The sequence below is a fragment of the Microbacterium yannicii PS01 genome (genome assembly GCF_000304335.1).
Classification (GTDB): domain Bacteria; phylum Actinomycetota; class Actinomycetes; order Actinomycetales; family Microbacteriaceae; genus Microbacterium; species Microbacterium yannicii_A.
In genome coordinates this window covers 60,827-76,453 of sequence record NZ_CAJF01000008.1, presented here as the reverse complement: position 1 = coordinate 76,453, position 15,627 = coordinate 60,827, and the positions used below count along the sequence as shown (strand labels likewise).

At 69.5% G+C, this 15,627-nt stretch carries 20 protein-coding genes and 1 tRNA gene; 11 read left to right on the top strand and 10 right to left on the bottom strand.

Features of this window, described 5'->3' with window-relative positions; translation table 11 throughout:
* Positions 1–25 precede the first annotated feature (25 nt).
* The 3 genes from WYM_RS06390 (at position 26) to WYM_RS21685 (ending at position 2,621) form a co-directional block, all read left to right on the top strand.
* Positions 26–1,018: a helix-turn-helix transcriptional regulator gene (locus tag WYM_RS06390; protein ID WP_019179996.1), complete on the top strand. Its 993-nt coding sequence runs from the start codon at positions 26–28 to the stop codon at positions 1,016–1,018.
* Between the two features lie 124 nt (positions 1,019–1,142).
* Positions 1,143–2,429: a DUF2254 domain-containing protein gene (locus WYM_RS19460; protein ID WP_019179995.1), complete on the top strand. Its 1,287-nt coding sequence runs from the start codon at positions 1,143–1,145 to the stop codon at positions 2,427–2,429.
* 119 nt (positions 2,430–2,548) lie between these two features.
* Positions 2,549–2,621 (top strand) — tRNA-Met (locus tag WYM_RS21685).
* Between the two features lie 228 nt (positions 2,622–2,849).
* On the opposite strand, the gene WYM_RS06380 is transcribed toward WYM_RS21685, so the two are convergent.
* The 3 genes from WYM_RS06380 to map form a co-directional block, all read right to left on the bottom strand.
* Positions 2,850–3,164, bottom strand: a complete 315-nt coding sequence (locus tag WYM_RS06380; protein ID WP_019179994.1) for a TraR/DksA family transcriptional regulator — start codon at positions 3,162–3,164, stop codon at positions 2,850–2,852.
* A gap of 85 nt (positions 3,165–3,249) precedes the next feature.
* Complete coding sequence (locus tag WYM_RS21920) at positions 3,250–3,414, bottom strand: hypothetical protein (RefSeq protein ID WP_192813722.1); 165 nt, start codon at positions 3,412–3,414, stop codon at positions 3,250–3,252.
* A 305-nt stretch (positions 3,415–3,719) separates the two neighbouring features.
* Positions 3,720–4,499 carry a type I methionyl aminopeptidase gene (gene map / locus WYM_RS06370; protein ID WP_019179992.1) on the bottom strand — a complete coding sequence of 260 codons (780 nt, stop codon included), beginning with the start codon at positions 4,497–4,499 and terminating at the stop codon, positions 3,720–3,722.
* Between the two features lie 48 nt (positions 4,500–4,547).
* Between map and WYM_RS06365 the strand changes: the two genes are divergently transcribed.
* Both WYM_RS06365 and WYM_RS06360 read left to right on the top strand, forming a co-directional pair.
* Entirely contained in the window at positions 4,548–4,823 is a 276-nt protein-coding gene (locus tag WYM_RS06365; protein ID WP_026059613.1) for a helix-turn-helix domain-containing protein, read from the top strand.
* 44 nt (positions 4,824–4,867) lie between these two features.
* The gene (locus WYM_RS06360; protein ID WP_019179990.1) at positions 4,868–5,263 is read left to right on the top strand and encodes a ChaB family protein; all 396 of its coding nucleotides are present in this window, start codon (positions 4,868–4,870) and stop codon (positions 5,261–5,263) included.
* A 43-nt stretch (positions 5,264–5,306) separates the two neighbouring features.
* On the opposite strand, the gene WYM_RS06355 is transcribed toward WYM_RS06360, so the two are convergent.
* The gene (locus tag WYM_RS06355; RefSeq protein WP_019179989.1) at positions 5,307–5,642 is read right to left on the bottom strand and encodes a hypothetical protein; all 336 of its coding nucleotides are present in this window, start codon (positions 5,640–5,642) and stop codon (positions 5,307–5,309) included.
* Positions 5,643–5,779: 137 nt separating this feature from the next.
* Between WYM_RS06355 and WYM_RS21680 the strand changes: the two genes are divergently transcribed.
* The 3 genes from WYM_RS21680 to WYM_RS06340 all read left to right on the top strand — a co-directional run bounded on the left by WYM_RS21680 (position 5,780) and on the right by WYM_RS06340 (position 7,089).
* The gene (locus WYM_RS21680) at positions 5,780–5,947 is read left to right on the top strand and encodes a hypothetical protein (protein ID WP_157524930.1); all 168 of its coding nucleotides are present in this window, start codon (positions 5,780–5,782) and stop codon (positions 5,945–5,947) included.
* Between the two features lie 88 nt (positions 5,948–6,035).
* On the top strand, positions 6,036–6,353 hold the full coding sequence (locus WYM_RS06345) for a hypothetical protein (RefSeq protein ID WP_019179987.1): 318 nt from the start codon (positions 6,036–6,038) through the stop codon (positions 6,351–6,353).
* Between the two features lie 22 nt (positions 6,354–6,375).
* Positions 6,376–7,089: an OBAP family protein gene (locus tag WYM_RS06340; protein WP_019179986.1), complete on the top strand. Its 714-nt coding sequence runs from the start codon at positions 6,376–6,378 to the stop codon at positions 7,087–7,089.
* A gap of 2 nt (positions 7,090–7,091) precedes the next feature.
* Here the strand turns inward: WYM_RS06340 and WYM_RS06335 are convergent, their stop codons facing one another.
* The gene (locus tag WYM_RS06335) at positions 7,092–7,850 is read right to left on the bottom strand and encodes an MBL fold metallo-hydrolase (protein WP_019179985.1); all 759 of its coding nucleotides are present in this window, start codon (positions 7,848–7,850) and stop codon (positions 7,092–7,094) included.
* Positions 7,851–7,978: 128 nt separating this feature from the next.
* Positions 7,979–8,329: an ArsR/SmtB family transcription factor gene (locus WYM_RS06330; RefSeq protein WP_019179984.1), complete on the bottom strand. Its 351-nt coding sequence runs from the start codon at positions 8,327–8,329 to the stop codon at positions 7,979–7,981.
* Between the two features lie 86 nt (positions 8,330–8,415).
* Between WYM_RS06330 and WYM_RS06325 the strand changes: the two genes are divergently transcribed.
* From WYM_RS06325 to WYM_RS06315, 3 genes are all read left to right on the top strand, one after another.
* Positions 8,416–9,738: an FAD-dependent oxidoreductase gene (locus WYM_RS06325; protein ID WP_019179983.1), complete on the top strand. Its 1,323-nt coding sequence runs from the start codon at positions 8,416–8,418 to the stop codon at positions 9,736–9,738.
* Positions 9,739–9,752: 14 nt separating this feature from the next.
* A complete protein-coding gene (locus tag WYM_RS06320; protein WP_040569121.1) occupies positions 9,753–10,247 on the top strand; it encodes a GNAT family N-acetyltransferase in 495 nt (164 codons plus the stop codon).
* A gap of 142 nt (positions 10,248–10,389) precedes the next feature.
* Entirely contained in the window at positions 10,390–11,166 is a 777-nt protein-coding gene (locus tag WYM_RS06315) for an alpha/beta fold hydrolase (RefSeq protein ID WP_019179981.1), read from the top strand.
* 33 nt (positions 11,167–11,199) lie between these two features.
* On the opposite strand, the gene WYM_RS06310 is transcribed toward WYM_RS06315, so the two are convergent.
* The 4 genes from WYM_RS06310 to WYM_RS19445 all read right to left on the bottom strand — a co-directional run bounded on the left by WYM_RS06310 (position 11,200) and on the right by WYM_RS19445 (position 15,155).
* On the bottom strand, positions 11,200–12,105 hold the full coding sequence (locus WYM_RS06310; RefSeq protein ID WP_019179980.1) for an RNA polymerase sigma-70 factor: 906 nt from the start codon (positions 12,103–12,105) through the stop codon (positions 11,200–11,202).
* Between the two features lie 26 nt (positions 12,106–12,131).
* Entirely contained in the window at positions 12,132–12,926 is a 795-nt protein-coding gene (locus WYM_RS19450; RefSeq protein WP_019179979.1) for an SDR family oxidoreductase, read from the bottom strand.
* A gap of 106 nt (positions 12,927–13,032) precedes the next feature.
* A complete protein-coding gene (locus WYM_RS06300) occupies positions 13,033–14,130 on the bottom strand; it encodes an ABC transporter permease (protein ID WP_019179978.1) in 1,098 nt (365 codons plus the stop codon).
* A complete protein-coding gene (locus tag WYM_RS19445) occupies positions 14,127–15,155 on the bottom strand; it encodes an ABC transporter ATP-binding protein (protein WP_019179977.1) in 1,029 nt (342 codons plus the stop codon). Before WYM_RS19445 ends, WYM_RS06300 begins: the two co-directional genes overlap by 4 nt.
* Positions 15,156–15,627: the final 472 nt, after the last annotated feature.

Genomic DNA, 15,627 nt, shown 5'->3' with positions numbered 1-15,627 from the left:
CCGCAACCTAGGGCAATCTTGAACCATGTCCGATACGACCACCCGAGCGCTCTCGCTGCTCAATCTTCTGCAGACCCACCGGCACTGGCCGGGGTCGGAGCTCGCCGACCGGCTCGGCGTCACGGAGCGGACGGTGCGTCGCGACGTCGAGCGCCTCCGCGATCTGGGCTATCGGATCGAGTCGTCGCCGGGCGCCGCGGGCGGCTATCGCCTCGAGGCGGGAAGCGCTGTTCCGCCGCTGCTGCTCACGGACGAAGAGGCCGTGGCCATGGCGATCGGGCTGCGAGTGGCGGCATCCCAGCGCCTCGTGAGCGGCCCCGAGACCACCATCACCGCCCTCGCGAAACTCGAGCAGGTGCTGCCCGCACCCCTGCGTCGCCGGGTCGCGGCGCTCGCAGAGACGGTGCAGCCGGCGGGCATCAACGCCGGCGCGGCGGTGTCGAGTGAAGTGCTCGGCGAGCTGGCGCTGGCCTGCCGCGATCGCGAGCGGGTGCGCTTCACCTATACCGCCGCATCCGGCGAGGTCACCAAGCGCCGCGTCGAGCCGCAGGCTCTCGCGCCGGCCGACCGCCATTGGTACCTGCTGTGCTGGGACCTCGAGAAGGACGACTGGCGGACATTTCGCGTCGACCGCCTGACCGATGTGGAGCACACGCGGGTGCTGTTCACACCGCAGCCGCTCACGCCGGAGCAGATCGAGGAGTTCATCTTCGTCGCGCGCTCGTGGGTGCGGCAGGCCGTCGAGGCCGACGCCGTGATGGAGCTGCCGCTGGCCGAGATGCGAGACATGTTCGGGCAGTGGGGGCAGGGCGCGTCCGACGAGGGCGACGGCCGCACGCGGTGGCCGGTCGGCGGCGGCGACTTCCGCGAGACGATGTACGGCCTGTCGTGGATTCCCGAAGGCGTCGAGTACACGATCGATCTCGGCTCGCCCGCTCGCGAGGAGATGCGAGAGACGCTCGAGCGCATGCTGCGGGCATTGAATGCTCCCCCTCCCCCGCCTCCTCCCGGTCGTTGAGCGAGCGAAGCGGACGAGAACGCCACCACCCCCGCGCCTCATCGCTCTGTCTTCCACCAACGCCGAAGGCTAGGCTCTGCGCAAACCGGTTCTCGCGCGTCGCCGGTTCCCACGAGGGGGTGGGTTGCAGATCAACGTCTACAAGCACTATCGCAACGCGTTGACGTCGCTGTGGCTGATCCCGGTCCTGTGCGTTCTCCTCGGGATCGTCATCTCCTTCTCGACGATCGCCATCGACCGGGTCACCGAGTACGAGCTGCTCCCCGAGACCATCGTCGGAAGTCCCGAGGCGGCCCTGGAGATCCTCACGACGGTCGCAGCGTCGATGGTCAACCTCGCCGTCCTGGTCCTGACGATCGTCCTGGTCGTGGTGCAGCTGGCGATGGGCCAGTTCTCGCCGCGCATCGTGCAGCGGCTGCTGCGCGACCGACAGAGCCAGTTCGCTATCGGCCTGTTCGTCGCGACCTTCGTCCATACGCTCCTCACCATCCGCGAGGTCGAGATCGGTGGGCCCGGCCAGCCGGGCCACGTACCGGGGGTCGGCATCGTCACGACGTTCGTGCTCTCGTTGGCGAGCATCGCCGTGCTCGTGATCTACATCCACCACATCGGTCAGGCGCTGCGGGTTTCGGCCCTCGTGGAGATCGCGGGAGACAACACCCGCAAGCTCATCGATGACGTCTACCCGCACGAGGAGCCGTCGGCCGACCTCACCGATCCGAGCATCGTCGTAGCCGAACAGTCCGGGGTTCTGACGCGAATCGATCGCGACGAACTCGTGGAGGTGGCGCGTCGCGCCGACTGCGCTCTCGAGCTGGTTCCCGCGCTCGGGGAGTTCATCCCCGCCGGCGGGCGGCTGTTCCAGGTGCACGGCGAGCCCGGCCGTCTGGACCGCAAGCAAGTGCACGCGTGCATCGTGGTACGCCTCGAACGCACCTTGGAGCAGGACGTCGCCTACGGCATGCGGCTGCTCGTCGACATGGCCATCCGTGCTCTCTCCGACGCGCCGTGGCAGGATCCCACGACGGCGGTCCAGGCCATCGATCGATTGCACGACTGCCTGCGGGAACTCGTCCGGCGGACGTTCCCGGACGGTCGTCACCACGACGAGGATGGGATGCTGCGCCTGACGGAGAACCTGATGACCTGGAACGACTACGTCCGCCTCGCTTTCACCGAAGTCCGGCTCGCCGGTGCCGGGTCACCGCAGGTTGCCCGACGCATCCACTCCGCGCTCGACGACCTGCTCGCCGTGGCGCCCGAGGACCGACGTCCGGTCCTGGAGCTGCACCGCAGCCTGCTGCTCGATGCCGTCGCCCGTCGATACGAGGACGACCGCGACGTCGAAATGGCTTCCGGAAGCGACCGCAGCGGAATCGGCCCGTCGGGCGAAGAACTGGTCGAGCGGTAGACGGTCGGGCTCCGGCATCCGTCACATCCCGAAACCCAGTGACACGAGGGTTCACGTTCACCCGCGGGTCTCCCGCGCTGGTTAGCGTGGAGCCCTCCCCGAGCGTCAGCAACGGGCATCGCGGCGTTCCGGGTGGTCCCGGGCTCGGGCTCATACCCGGAAGCGTTGCGGGTTCGACTCCCGCCGTCGCGTCTGAACCGCCGTCTGGCGCCGAGGTGCCGCGTGACAGCGACGCTTGCGCGCTCACTCCGCCTTACTCAGCCAAGCGCAAGCCAGCGCGCGCTCGCACCGTAGAACGCACTCCCGGAATGGGCCTCAGCGCCACCCCGGCGGCCATCCATCGTCGACTCTCCGTCCCGGCGCCTCGCGGCGAACCGGCCGGCAACGGGCGCAACGGACGGGATCGCGACCGGTTTGCTGCTACGCGGCTTCGGCATGGCTCTGACACCCGATACAGGCAGCCGCGTGCGGAAGCACCTCGAGTCGTGCGGGTGCGATCTGCTGTCCGCACCGGGTGCATCGGCCGTACGTGCCGGCCGAGATGCGGTTCAGAGCCGCGGTGATCTGCTCGACGGCGGCACGGTGAGACGCCGCCGTCTGGAAGGCGACGGGGTCGACGCTCGGAAGAGCGAAAGGCGCGAGCTCCTGGAGGACGGCGACCTGCTCTTCGAGCTGCCGCTCGAGCTCGCGCTGTACGCCCGCAAGGGCGGCGGTGTCCGGGACGTGGGTGGTCATGGTGTGCTCCTTGGGTACAAAAAAGCGCCGCATGTGGCATGCGACGCGCTGGTTGTCCGGTTGGACCGATCCGATGGATGGGATCCTACGGAGGTGCGCCGCGCCGGGTGGGCTGCACGAGCAGACCACCGGTGACGTTCCGCCGGGGCGGGAGCACCTCGTGCCGGGCGCCCGCGATGTCGACCACTGCCGTCACCACGGAAGCGTCGGTCAGACGCTCCCTGGTGGTTCGGCGGGCGATGATGGTCATGGCCATCACCATAGCCCGGATACAGAAAAAGGCAAGTCAGCGGCATTTCCGAAGATCGAGCACGCGGAGTTGACTTTCCTGTGGAGGCGGCTATGGTCGAGGGTTCACCCGCCAGCCGACCGAGGGGAAGCGAGTCATCATGTCAGGCAGATCACCACGACCACGCGACGCGAGGAAGGTCGCTCAGTCGTCACTCAAGGAGAAGCGCGCCGAGAAGCGAGCAAGCGCGGAGTCGCGCGCATTCATCAAGCCACGTAAGCGCGCGTCCGGTTGACGGACGGCGCCGGCTCTCGCTCCGCTGAAGCTCACGACGGTCGACGAGACTGCGTCAGGATCTCCGCCCCGTCGTCCGTGATCGCGATCGTGTGCTCGCTGTGTGCGGTGCGAGAGCCTGTGGCGCTGCGAAGAGTCCAGCCGTCGGCATCCGTTATCAGTCGATCGGTGTCGGCCATGACCCAGGGCTCGAGCGCGAGCAAGAGACCCGGGCGCAGCTTGTAGCCACGACCCGGGCGCCCGTTGTTGGCAACGTGAGGATCCTGGTGCATGGCCGAGCCGATGCCGTGCCCGCCGAACTCCATGTTGATCGCATACCCCGCAGCCGTGAGCACGGTACCGATGGCGTGCGACAGGTCGCCGATCCGAGCGCCGGGGCGGGCGGCGGCGATGCCGGCGGCCAAGGCGCGCTCGGTCGCGTCGATGAGTTCGGCGCTGCCGGCGGGGCGCGCGCTTCCCACGAGGAAGCTGATGGCGGAGTCGGCCGCGATGCCGCCGGTCGAGACCGCGAGGTCCAAGGTGAGCAGGTCGCCGTCGGCGAGCGCGTAGTCGTGAGGGCGGCCGTGGAGGACGGCGTCGTTCACGGCTGTGCAGATGTAGTGGCCGAAGGGCCCGCGCCCGAAGGAGGGCGCGTAGTCGACGTAGCAGGAGGTCGCCCCGGCGTCCTCGATCATCGAGCGCGTCCAGCCGTCGACCTCGAGCAGGTTCGTGCCCACGCGCACCCGATCTCTGAGCGAAGTGAGGATGTCGGCGACGAGCGCTCCGCTCACGCGGGCTTGAGCGAGTTGGCCGGGAGAGAGGATCTCGATCACCAGATAACAATACCGGTAAAGTTATCCCGGTACTACTATCGGAGCATGATGGTCCGGATGCCGCATACGGCGGACGAGGTGGAGCGCGGACAGCGCCTGGGTGCCACGCTCCGACGGGCACGCGGGCAGAGGTCCATGCTGGATGTCGCCCTCGACGCCGGCGTTTCACCCGAGACGCTGCGCAAGATCGAGTCCGGACGCGTGCCGGCCCCGGCTTTCCCGACGATCGCCGCGATCGCGTCGGCGCTCGGGATCTCGCTCGATGCCCTCTGGGGCGAAGTCCGCGCCGACACGGCTGCCCCATCGGAACACCTCGCCTCATAACGGCATCCTCGATATCGAGGATCGATTCGGAAGGAGCGTCCCAAATGCCGGCCCGCGAAGAACTCCCCGCGACGATCAAGCGATCACCGCAGCACGCGCAGGACATCTGGTCCGAGACGCACGACGCCGCGGTCGACACCTACGGCGAGGGAGAGCGCGCCCATCGCACCGCGTTCTCGGCGCTCAAGCACCAGTACGAGAAGGTCGGAGACCACTGGGAGAAGAAGCCGGAGCGGGGCCCCTCGGATGAGGGCGCGATGAGCCGCGACGGCGAGACCGCCGGCGGCGTCAACGCCAACGCGACGAAGAAGCATCTGCTCGAGGTCGCGAAGCGTCTGGACGTGCGCGGGCGGACGAGGATGACGAAGGACGAACTCGTCGAGGCGATCCAGAAGGCGAACGCCCGAGCGAGCCAGAAGAGCCTCGACGCCGAGCGCTGAACTCGGAGAGCTCCCGGCGCAGGTTCGACCTCTGTGAGGAGAGCTATGCGTAGAACGGGTGGTTCAGTGCGCTGGGCTCCGGCTCATCCGACGTCGACGCCTCGGGGTAGCGGAGCCGTCGGGTCATGCTCCGTAGTCGGTCGACGACGTCCTGGTCTCGCGGCTCTTCCACGCCGCTCCGGACCGATGTGACGACGATCTGACTCGCCGGCCCGATGAGGAACTTCGCCGTGGCTCGGGCTCCGTCGGGCTCGACGATCGGAATCTCGACGATCTGCGCGGTGTCTTCCTGCCCCAATGCGCGGCTGTACTCGAGCAGTGCCGTGGCGATCTCATCCCCCGTCAGGAACTCGCCCCCGGCGTACACGATCTTCTGCATGCCACGGTTCTAATCAATAGTGGCGATGGCGGCATGACCGTTGTCAGCGCCCGCAGGAAGAGCTAGAGTCACGCTCCTTTCGGCTGCGGCCGCGCCGAATGATGCGGGGCACTTGACGGAGTGTCTGGCGCGCCGGCGTGATGGGCGAGCCCGGCATCGTCGCCCGTGTGGCGACATGGGTGCTGTTCGCCTACTTCGCCGCCGGCATCCTCCTCAACGGATTCTCGAGAAGTCGTCCCGAGCGCCACGTGATGACGCCGGTCACGGCCGTGCTGGCCGCCTGCGCGTTCGTGGTGGCTTTATAGCCCAGATCGCCTCCCGAAATCAACCCTCTCCGTGCGATTCGCGGACACGGCGATGATGATCGCAATAAGGCAATAAGGAGGTGGCGTGATGTCCGTCAGCACCGTATCCGCCCGTGATGTGAGGGCGTCCGGTCTGGGCGCCACCGAGTCGCTCAAGCAGCTTCCGATGCGTCGCCTGCCCGACGCACCCGCCCCCTCCGCCCACCTTAAGTGGGCTCGCGTCGGCTTCGACCGGTACGAGGTCCGCTTGGACGGCGGCGTCATCGGGTACGTCGAGGTGGTCGGCGCCGTGTACGTGGTCCTGGAAGGGCACCGCTACGACCGCGCGGTCGAGATTTTGCAGACGCTCGTGTTCGACGACGCCCTGAGCGCTCTCGACCCTCGCGGCGACATCCGGACGGCCTGAGCAGCCGACGCCCACAGTCACCATGAGCTCGAAGGATCGCCGCAGCCCCACCGTCCCCGCGGGTGAGGGCAAGGGAGTCTGGCTCGCCGCTCTCGAACAGGGGGCGAACCTCCTGCAGAGCACCACTCCGCTCAAGGGCTTCGATGTCTATGTCGTGGGTTTTCATCCCGCCAAGGACGACCCGCAGATGCAGATGGAGGCTCATCACTTCTGCCGCGTCGTCAACGACGACTTCATCCAGTGCGCGCTCTTCGACGGCAACACCCGCGAGGCGAATCTGATCGGTATCGAATACATCGTGTCGGAGCGCCTCTTCGAGACTCTCCCGGCCGAGGAGCGCGGCTACTGGCACCCGCACAACTTCGAGATCCTCTCCGGCCAGCTGATCGCACCCGGCCTTCCCGACGCGGCCGAGAAGGCCTTCCTCAAGCGACTCCTCAACAGCTATGGCAAGACCTGGCACACCTGGCACACCGGCCGGCACGACGGCGAACCGGGCAATGCCATCCCGATGGGCGATCCGATGCTCATGTGGTCCTTCAACCGGGACGGCGAGTGCGACCCTGCCCTGGAACAGCACCGGGAAGAGGGCATGGGACTCGACACCGCGAAGACCCGAGAGCAGCGCCAGTCGCTCGTCGCAGACGCCCACCCGCAGGAAGGCGTCAACGTGCTGCGTGCGCAGTTCCCCGGTGCCTCGCCGATCCCGGGCGTCGTAGACGTCGAAGGCGCCTGACGTCACGCCGGACCGGCGATCCGCGCTCGCTCGACGGCGCTCCGGATGCCGCCGCGATACGGTGCGCCATGACCGGTCAGCACCAGCCGCGCCTCGGTGTCGATGAACTGCTCGAGCGAGGCGAGCGCGGCGGTGCTGTCGGCCGTCGCCGCGCCCGCGACGATGCACGGACCACGGCGGGTGGTATACGGATCGATCGTCACCAGGGCATCTCCGGCGAAGAGGATGTCGTCCTTGGCACGGTGGAACCCGCAGTGCCCGAGGGTGTGCCCCGGCGAGAACACCGGCACCAGTCCCCCGGGCATGTCGAGCCGCACACCCGGCTCGATGCTCGGGCGAGCGTCGACGCCCTTCACGGCCAAGGCTCCTGCGGCGGTCATCCGCACGAGGACCGGAAGGGCGGCCGGGTAGCGGAACGGGTAGCGCACGCGCGGCGATTCGTGCGCGTACCGATACGGATGCCGCGCCAGCGAGTGATCCTTCGGGTGCACGTGCGAGACGACCCGGTGCTCGCGAATGAGTCGATCGCACATTCCGACATGGTCGAAGTGCGCGTGCGTGAGGATCACGGCGTCGATGTCGTCGGGCGTCGCGCCCACCCGCCGCACCGCCTCCGTCAGCAGCGGCCAGTGTCGGGGAAGCCCACCGTCGATGAGCACGATCCCGTCGTCGTCGACGATCAGATAACAGTTGGTCAGCGCCTTCTCGAGAAGATAGACGCCACTCGCCACCTCCTGGATGCCGCCTCGTGATCGGGTCATGGCCCCGACCGTAGAACGGCACTGCGTCGACCCGGACAGGGGTTGTCGCGCGAACCTCCGGATGCTAGCCCGGCTGCCGGTGCACCGGGGCGCGCCCTACCGCGGCACGGCAACGCGAGCTGAGCGGGTTACGAGGCGTCGAGAAACTTCGACAGACGGTCCAGTGCGCCGGGGACGAGCCGGAAATAGGCCCAGGTCCCGCGCTTGCTGCGGGTCAGGAAGCCGGCGCTGGTGAGAATCTTCAGATGATGCGACACCGTCGGCTGGCTCAGACCTACGGGTTCGATCAGATCGCACACGCAGGCCTCGGCGTCCTCTGACGCCGCGACGATCGAGAGCAGCCGCAGCCGGGTGGGATCGGCGAGCGCCTTCATGGTGCCGGCGAGCCGCTCCGCCTCCGACGCCGAGAGCTGCTCGCGGACGAGTGGCGTGCAGCAGGCAGCGGCGGTCGTGTCCGCGACTTCGAGCAGCGTCGTCATATATCGACAGTAATCGATATTGACAGACATCGATAGCCCGAGGAACAATCAGGTATCGACGATCATCGATATTCCAGGAGGATGCCGTGACCCTTATCGACCTGACTCCCCGAGTCACCGAGAACGATCGTCTGTCGACACTGCCCGTCGCGATCATCGGCGCAGGACCGATCGGTCTCGCCGCCGCCGCCCATCTCGTCGAGCGTGGCATCGACTTCCTCCTCTTCGAATCGGGCGGTCGAGCGGGTGCCAGCGTGCGCGCATGGGGCCACACGCGCCTGTTCTCGCCATGGAAGCACCTCGTCGACCCGGCGTCGCGCCGGCTGCTCGAAGCGCGAGGCTGGGAGCTGCCGGAGCCGGAGCGGGCCCCCACCGGGACCGAGCTCGTCGAGCGATACGTGGCTCCACTCGCCGAGCTGGACGAGATCGCATCGCGCACCCGTCTGGGCGTGCAGGTCGTCGCCGTCACCCGGGAGGGCATGGACCGGACGCGTACTCGCGGCCGCGCCACGACGCCGTTCGCGCTCCGGATCCGCACCACCGATGGCGACGTGGAGGAAGTGATCGCCCGCGCCGTGATCGACGCGTCGGGCACCTATCTCTCGCCGAACCCGCTCTCCTCGAGCGGCCTGGAGCTGCTGGGCATGAGCGACATCGCCGATGCGGTGAGCCCTGCCCTCCCCGATGTGCTGGGCCGTGATCGCACGCGATTCTCGGGTCGCCGGACCACCGTGGTCGGTGCCGGGCACTCGGCGGCGAACACGCTGCTCGCCCTCGTCGAGCTCGTCCGACAGGAGCCGGGCACCTCGGTGGCGTGGCTGATCCGCAACGCGCAGGCCGTTCGCGTCTCGTCGTCGGCCGACGACGAGCTCGCCGACCGCGCACGGCTCGGGAGCCGCGTCGATCAGGCGGTCGCCGACGGCGTGATCACGGTGATCGACGGGTTCGAGATCATCCGCGCCCGCCGTGGTCCGGGCGGCGAGCGGGTTGAGCTGGTCGGGCACCGAGACGGGGAGCTGGTCACGCACGTGACGGATGTCGTGGTCAACGCGACCGGCTTCCGCCCCGACCTCGACATGCTCCGCGAGATCCGGCTCGAGCTCGACGAGATCGTGGAGGCGCCGAAGCGACTCGCGCCGCTCATCGACCCGAATGTGCACTCCTGCGGCACGGTCGAGCCCCACGGCTTCTCGGAGCTGACCCACCCGGAGAAGGGCTTCTTCATCGTCGGCATGAAGTCCTACGGCCGCGCCCCGACCTTCCTCCTGGCCACCGGCTACGAGCAGGTGCGCTCCGTCACGGCATGGCTGGCGGGCGACCTGACCTCGGCATCCCAGGTCGAACTCACGCTGCCGGCCACCGGGGTGTGCTCGACGGGTCTGGGCGACGGCGACGGCTGTTGCTCGTGATCGCGCTCCGGGCGATGACCGCCGCGGACTGGCCGGACGTCGAGAGGATCTACGGGCAGGGCATCGAAGACGGCGAGGCGACCTTCGAGGTGGCGACCCCGGCATGGGAGGCGTTCGACGTGGGCCGGCTGCCCGATCTGCGCCTGGTCGCGGTCGACTCCGATGGAGCGATCGTCGGCTGGATCGCGGCATCCGCGGTCTCGAGTCGCCCCGCGTATCGCGGAGTCGTCGAGCACTCGGTGTACATCGACCGCTCCGCGCGGGGCCGGGGAATCGGGCGCGTGCTGCTGGACGCGTTCATCGCCTCGGCGGACGGTGCCGGGATCTGGACGATCCAGTCGAGCATCTTTCCCGACAACGCCGCCAGCCTGAGGGTGCACGAATCGGCGGGATTCCGCGTGGTCGGGCGGCGCGAGCGGATCGCGCGTGCCGAAATCGGGCCGCATACCGGCCGGTGGCGAGACACCCTTCTGATCGAGCGGCGCAGCAGCACCGCGGGGACCGACTGACGCCCGGCATCCCCGCGTCAGCAGACTGCCGTCTCCGAGTCCGTCCGCTGACGGACGCCCACTCACCGGACCCGAGGCCGTCATGACCGACAAGCCCACCGGGCGCCTTGCCACTGTCGGAGCCCCGTGGTTGCCTGACGGCATGGACACCGTGACCTCTGCAGACGGCACCCGCATCGCGTACGAGCAGGTCGGCGATGGGCCGGTCGTCGTGATCGTCGGCGGAGCGATGTCGCGCGGCGTCGATGCCGGCGCTCTCGCCTCGGCACTCTCGAGAGCCGGCTTGCGCGCCGTCACCTGGGACCGACGTGCGCGAGGCTCGAGCGGCGACGCACGCGGCTCCTCCCCCGAACGCGAGACGGAGGACCTCGCCGCCGTGATCGAGGCGGCCGGAGGCGACGCCGCGGTGCTGGGCCACTCGTCGGGCGCGGTGCTCGCGCTCTTCGCGGCCTCGCTGGGCGTGCCGGTTCAGGCGCTGTTCCTGTCGGAGCCGCCCCTGCACTTCGGCGTCGACGAACCCGCCGACGACCTTCCGGACCGGCTTCAGTCCCTCGTCGACGCCGGCGCGGCTGGCGAGGCGATCGTGACCTTCCAGCTCGAGGGCGTCGGGCTCCCGCAGCAGATGGTCGACAGCATCCGGGCCAGCGATCAGTTCGCTTCGCTCCTTCCGCTCGCGCAGTCGACGGTCTACGACGCCGCGCTGGTTCGTCAGCTCTCCACGCCGACGTCCGACATGCTCGGTGTGAGCGCGCCGGTGACGATCCTGCGCGGCGAGCAGACCTTCCCGGTGCTCATCTCTGCGGCCGACCGGCTCGCCGAAGAGATGCCCACGGCCGAGTACGTGATCGTGCCGGAGTCGGTGATGCACCGGCCAGACCCCGAGGCGACGGCTCGCATCGTCCGGGAGCGGATGCCGTAGCCTCCGTCCGCCGCAAGGGTCGCCGTCAGCGGCTCATGCCCCCGCCGGCGCGGCGTGCCGCAGCTTGTCGGGGCTCATCGTCCAGAACACCTGCATGATGCCGTCGTCCGACATCGTGAGCGCGCACGTCGTCATCACACCGTCGGCGTCCGAGATCGTCGCCGCCGGGCGCCCGTTGAGCTCGACCCAGTCGATGGTCTTGCCGACCCAGAAGTGACTCGACCACGACGCGATGAACTGCGCGACCCGGTGCCTTCCGGCCACCGGGATGCGCGCCGCGAGCTTGACCCCATTGCCGTCGGTGTAGCTGACGACGTCGTCGGCGAACAGCTTCTCGAGCGCCGAGACGTCACCCTTCTGCGCTGCGACGAGGAACGCCTCGAGGAGACGGCGATGGTCGGATGCCGCCACCTGGGCGCGCTTCGCCGAGGCCAGGTGCTTGCGCGCCCGGCTCACCAGCTGCCGGGCGCTCTCGACGGTCGCCCCGACGATGTCGGCGATCCGCTCGTACGGATAGTCGAGGGCCTCCCGCAGGATGTAGGCCGCACGCTCGGTGGGCGTGAGCTTCTCGAGCGTGAGCAGGATGGCGAACTGCAAGGCCTCGCCGCGCTCCGCGCCGAGCGCCGGATCGGCATCCGTGTTCACGGGCTCGGGGAGCCACGGCCCGATGTAGGTCTCGCGGCGAGCGCGAGCGGACTGCGTCGCGTTGATCGACAGCCGCGTCGCGATCGTCGCCAGGAAGGCGGCGGGCTCGAGGATGCTGTCACGGTCGGTGTTCTGCCAGCGGATCCAGGTCTCTTGCACGATGTCTTCGGCGTCGGCGACCGTGCCGAGCATCCGGTAGGCGATGCCGAAGATCCGGCGCCGATGCTGTTCGAAGACGTCGACGGCCGAGTCCATGTCTTCCGCGTCGGCCGCGGGCGCCGTGCTCGACCCCATGCCGCCTCTCACCCCGGTTGCCGCGCTCAGCGTACGCCCGCGGAGGCGTGCACGACCAGACCCGAGGTGTCGGGCGCCTGGACCCGCCACTCGTGGAAGGTCGTCGGGGCGATGACCGCGTCCGCGTCAGGCAGCAGCTCCCAACGCTCCAGCCGGGCTCCGAAGTACGTCGCGAGCGGGTCGGCGACGACCTCGCGTTCGTCGCTGGTCCACTGCAGCTCCCTCTCCGCCAGCTCGCGCAGCTCGAAGATCTCGGGACCGGCGTGCTCGACGATCGACCGGGTCGGCCGGCCGAGCGCCGCGCGGGCGACGGCGGCGGCGACGTCGTCGGCCGCGATGGGCTGCACGAGCGCATCGGCGACGCGGGCGATTCCGCTGCGCATGGCGGCGGCGGTGATGCTGCGGACGAACTCGAAGAACTGCGTGCCGTGCACGATCGAGTACGGCCGGCCCGAGGCCACGATCAGGCGTTCCTGCGCGGCCTTGGCCTGGAAGTACCCGCCCTCCGACCGCGCCAGGCGGTCGGTGCCCACCACGGACAGCGCGACGTGATGCCGCACGCCGGCCGCGTCGCCGTACGTGAGCAGGTTCATCGTCGAGGCGTAGAAGAACTCGCGCGCGGCCTCTTCGTCGAGGTACGACGAGTTCGAGGTGTCGACCACGGTCTCGACGCCCTCGAGCGCCTCTTCGAGCCCTTCTCCGGTGTAGGAGTTCACGCCAGTGGCGCGCGCCGCGACGACGACGTCGTGACCGGTCTCACGCAGCCGGGCGACGACGCGCGTGCCGATCAGGCCCGTTCCTCCGATGACAGCGATTCTCATGTCGATCCCTCTCCGTCCCAGCGGTCCGCGCGCGGGCGCGCACGGGCTCACCAGCCAAGACCGGATGGGGCGTCAGGATGTGACAGAAAACGCCGCACTCGATTCGCTACGCGATGCGGCTGCCCTTCGGGAGTCGACCGGCGGGCGTCTTCGTACGCGCCCACGACCACCACAGCAGACCGGCTGCCAGCAGCGCCTGCAGCGCCATGCCCACGAACCAGCTCGGCGCCGTGCGTGCCATGATCTCCTCCGGCGTGGGCGTGTCCTCCACCGGCTCGCGCGAGCAGTCATCCCAGCGCTGCTCGAGGTCGGGCGGCTGTTGGGCGTACCTCACCCCGGTCTTGATCTGGCCGAAGAGGTCGACCGGGTAGCCGTTGGCGTCGAACTGCGTCGGGGTGGCATCGGCGAGGATCACGAACGGGTTCGCCGCGAGCAGCCACCACACGCGGTCGAAGCGCGGCACCTCGTAGGTCGAGACCTGCCATTGGCCGCACGTGATCTCAGCATCCTCGTCGCAGGAATACTCGCCGGTCGGCTCCTCGCCGGGCAGGCACGGGTAGGTGTCGCCTTCGTACTCCTCGTAGTTGTACGAGCGGTACTCGCTGGTCGCCTCGGAGCGGACCGTGAAGCCGACCAGAGCGAACGCGATCAGGGTGCCGATGACGAGCGCCGCGACGACGAGGTAGGTCGTCGCCACTGAGAACAGCGGGCGCGAGAGGATGCCGCTGAGCGCGACGCCGATCGCCGCGATGATGCCCACCTCGAAGACGAGCACGAGGAGCGAGACGCCGATCGTGGCGGGGTCGCCCCCACCCCCGAGCGTCGCGATGAGAAGGAAGGGGATCGAGACCGCGACGAACGCCAGGCCGGTGACCCACGCCGCGAGGAACTTGCCGATGAGGATCTCGGCGGTCGTCGCGAGTGTGACCTGCACCGGTGCGAGCGTCGCGGCATCCCGATCGCCGTTGATCGCGTTGCCGCTGAGCGTGGGCGAGACGAGCACGACCAGCAGCAGGGTGATGTAGACGATGGTGGAGTAGATCGCCGCACCGGGACCGTCGGTGAAGTTCCAGGCCACGAACGACAGGCCGGTGACGATGGCGAGGATCACCCCGAAGACGCCGAGCAGCACATACCAGGCGACGCTGCGGGTGCGCTGCGTCAGCTCGAGTCCGACGATGGTTCCCAGTCGCTGACCGTTCACGCGGTCGCCTCGCCTTCGTCGGTCGCGGAGGGTTCGGAAGAAGCGGATGCCGGGGGCACCGGCTCGGGCGCCTGCTCGGTCGCCGCCACCTGCGGCGGCACGCCCTCGCCGAGGTCGAGGAAGGTGCGCTCGAGGGTGCCCTGGGCCGCGGCGAACTCGACCACACCCAGTCCGGCGGTCACGAGGTCGCGGAGTGCGGCGGCTGCGGCATCCTCCGACTCGAAGGCGACCACCGCATCGCGACGGTCGGCGCGCACCGCGTCGGCCGGAAGCGACAGGGCCGCCGCAACCTGCTCGGCGGCGACGGATGCCTCGGCCCCGGCGAGACGCACGCGCCACGGGCGCGCACGGCGGGAGGCCGCCTCGACCCGGCCCGGGTCGACGGTCGACCCGGCGACGAGGAAGACGGCGTCGTCGACGACCTCTTCGAGCTCGGAGAGGATGTGGCTCGACACGAGGATGGTGCGTCCCTCGGCCGCGAGCCGGCGCAGCAGCACCCGCAGGTCGATGCGGGCCTGCGGGTCCAGGCCCGAGGCGGGCTCGTCCAGCAGCAGCACCCGCGGGTCGTGCACGAGCGCGCGGGCGAGGCCGAGCCGCTGCTTCTGACCGCGCGACAGCACGCGGGCTGGTGCGGTGGCGAGGTCGGTGAGCCCCACCTCGGCCAGCAGCACGTCGGCGCGAGCGGATGCCTCGGCCTTCGGCATCCCGTACAGCCGCGCCGTGACCGTCAGCGTCTCGCGCGAGGTCAGCGTGCCCCATGCGCCGAGCGCGTCGGGCATCCAGCCCAGCAGGGCGCGGGCGGCGTGCGGATCGGCGACGGGATCGACGCCCTCGATGCGGATCGAGCCGGCGTCGGGGGCGAGCAGCGACGAGAGCATGAGCAGGAGGGTCGTCTTGCCCGAGCCGTTCGGCCCGACGAGCCCGGTGACCCGACCCGCGTGCGCCTGCAGCGTCACGTTGCGCACCGCCTGCACCTCGCCGAACGACCGACGCACGCCGTCGACCACGATCCCCGGGCTGCCCATGCTCTGCGAAGTCACGCGTCTCACCCTAGGGGTGCGACGTGAACGCCCAGCGCGGGCCGCGCCGCGGCAGCGCCACTCCCCCGGGCGACGAGTCGGGCGTTGCGCCCCGAGCCGTCGCGGAGTCCCGGCGTGCGTTCTTCGCCGAGCCCTCGCGCTCTACGCCGAGCCGTCGCATCCGGCCGCCGTGACTCCCTTCAAACGGCCCTCTGCGACGGCTCGAAGTCGGAGAGGCCGGTGCATGCGGCCTCTTGCGACGGCTCGACATCGAAGGGCCGGCGTTCACCGGGCGCCCTGCGCCGAGCCGCCGTTCCGTCGCGGCGTGCGTTCTGCGCCGACCCGCCGTTCCGTCGCGGCGTGTGTTCTGCGCCGACCCGTCGCATCTGGCCGCCGTGGCTACTGGCGGACGGCCCTTTGCGACGGCTCGACGTCGGAGAGCCGGCGTTCACCGCGCCCCGTGCGCCGAGCCGCCGCC